The organism is Flavobacterium sp. (assembly GCF_029242675.1).
Lineage (GTDB): Bacteria > Bacteroidota > Bacteroidia > Flavobacteriales > Flavobacteriaceae > Flavobacterium.
Map to the genome: position 1 here is coordinate 1 of NZ_JAQWTM010000265.1, position 2,379 is coordinate 2,379.

At 34.5% G+C, this 2,379-nt stretch carries 1 protein-coding gene; it reads left to right on the plus strand.

The genetic code is table 11. From position 1 onward, the window contains the following. Positions 1-2,379, plus strand: a 2,379-nt coding sequence (locus P8M54_RS09845; protein ID WP_300287651.1) for a hypothetical protein, incomplete at both ends; no start/stop codon positions are given.

Genomic DNA, 2,379 nt, shown 5'->3' on the forward strand with positions numbered 1-2,379 from the left:
AAACTTAAAAGCCATTTTCAATTAAAAGGCTATACCAACCATATTCATGACTGGAATAAAATTATTGCCAAAAGTAAATCAAGGATTGCCTCGATTCAAGATAAGATCGGAAATAAAGTTACATTGTCTAATTCTACGGAATTGGACAAAATTGAAAATTTATTAAAAGACAACCAGACTGTTTTTATTTTGGGAAAATCTGGTTATGGAAAATCTGTTTTGGCAAAAAAATATATTCAGCAAAAGCTTTCACTAAATGACAAATATGTTTGGATAGATTCCCAATCTCTACAACATGGAAGCTTGAATAACTTTTTTGGACTTCAAAATGATTTACCTGATTTGTTCACTAAGGTGCAACAAACCGGATATTTGTTTATTGACGGCATAGACAGGTTTTTTAAAGAAGCTGAATTGAATTTACTTTATGCTATACTTTTTATTGCGGGTGATCCATCATCTCCGTGGAAAATTATTTTTACATGCCAGACTGATGATTTTAATGATGTTTTGGAAAGGCTTTACAGAATAAACATAACCTTAAGCTCCATTCCCTTTAAGGTGGATAAAGATGCTTATACCAATATATCCGAATTAACATCCCATTTTCCAAAATTATCGCAATTGTTTAAGCATGTGCATTTACGACCAATCCTGAACAATTTAAAATACCTGGATTTATTGGCTTATAATTTAACTCAAAATGCTACTATTTCAGAATCTGATTTTATTGGAGAATCCACTATTATTGATTGGATATGGAAGGAAGAAATAGAATCTAAAGGTGCAGCAAGTTCTAGGTTTGTCAAAGAATTTTCGGAAAAGCAGGCTGAAAGCCTTAGCATAGGCATTGCCTTATCAGATTTTGGCATTGCAGAATCCAATCCTGTGGACGTACTAAAACAGAGTAAAATTTTTGTTGAGAATGAAGATAAACTTTACCTGACACATGATTTGTTTGGAGATTGGGCAAGTTATAAACTGATACGGGGTAATAATACCAATGTAAAAGGTTACCTGCAGACTAAAGAACTTTTATCGCCTTTATGGTGTAAGGCGATTCGATTGTATGGTATTTACCTACTGGATAAAAAAAGTGATGCTTCAGAGTGGATTAAGTTATTTAAAACATTGGGCACTATCGATGCCAAAGAAAAAATAATCCAAGATTTGCTTCTTGAGTCTATTATTTTTTCTGCGTCAACCTATATCTATTTACTGGCTCTTTGGGATTTTTTCCAACTTAATAATGGTGAACTGCTAAAAAGATTTTTGGAACTGTTTTTACTAAAAGCTACGCTGCCCAATCAGAATGTATTAAAAATCGCAAAAGAATTGGGTAGTTATACCACAGCTCAAGCATCAACCTACAATAGAACCCCAAACCATCCTTATTGGGGTGAAGTCTTAAAATTCATTTATTTGTATAAATTGGAAGTTTTAACTCTAGCTGGACGGGAAACTGCAGAAATTACTAAAATATGGCTCGAATATACACCCACTGTGTTCCCCTACAGAGAGGAATGTGCTGAAATAGCTGTGGAAAATGCTAAAAGGATGTTTGACTTTAAATTCAATAGTGGCGGTTATGTGCGAGGCGATGCTGATGAACTGACTTATAAAGTAATGCTTTTGGCAGTCAATGAATTCCCAACAGAGGTTATTGATCTCTCCTTAAAATTATGCAAACGAATTAAAGTTGAAAGACATGAAAAGAAACAAGAGTATACAAGTGATGACGAGCCACATTCTATTTTTAGAGGCTTTAAGATAAGAGATAAAATTCAATGGCCTGATGGACCTTATGAAAGTCCAGACAGCGCATTTGAAAAAATTTGCATTGAAAAAAACGCACTAAACCCTGTAATAAATTCTTACCCCGAAACAGCGAAAGAGATTTTACTTGCCTTATTTATAGAAGCTCCTGAAGAAGTTTCTTTTGGGTATGACCATAATTACGATTTGGATATCAATGAGCCACATGGATGGTTTCCAACGTTTTACACGAGAGGACCTTTTTTATATTTTTTAAAGAATCAACCAAAAATTGGAATAGATTTTATAGTAACGCTTGTTAATTTCGCCACACAGCAATGGACAAACAAGTTTACCCATGAACAAAAAGAAGTTCCAAAGGTCACTATAAATATTAATGCTACAGACCATGAGTACATTGGTGACTCGCGTATTTATTTTTGGTTTAGGGACTCGACAGGCGCGCCGCACAGTATTGTTAGTGCGCTAATGGCTTTGGAAAAATTCCTTATCGACCAAATTGATGCACAACAGCCAATCTCAGATTACATTGACTTACTATTAGAAAAGGGAAATTCACTGGCTTACGTGGGCATCTTAATTTCGATTGGAAAATATCGTCCG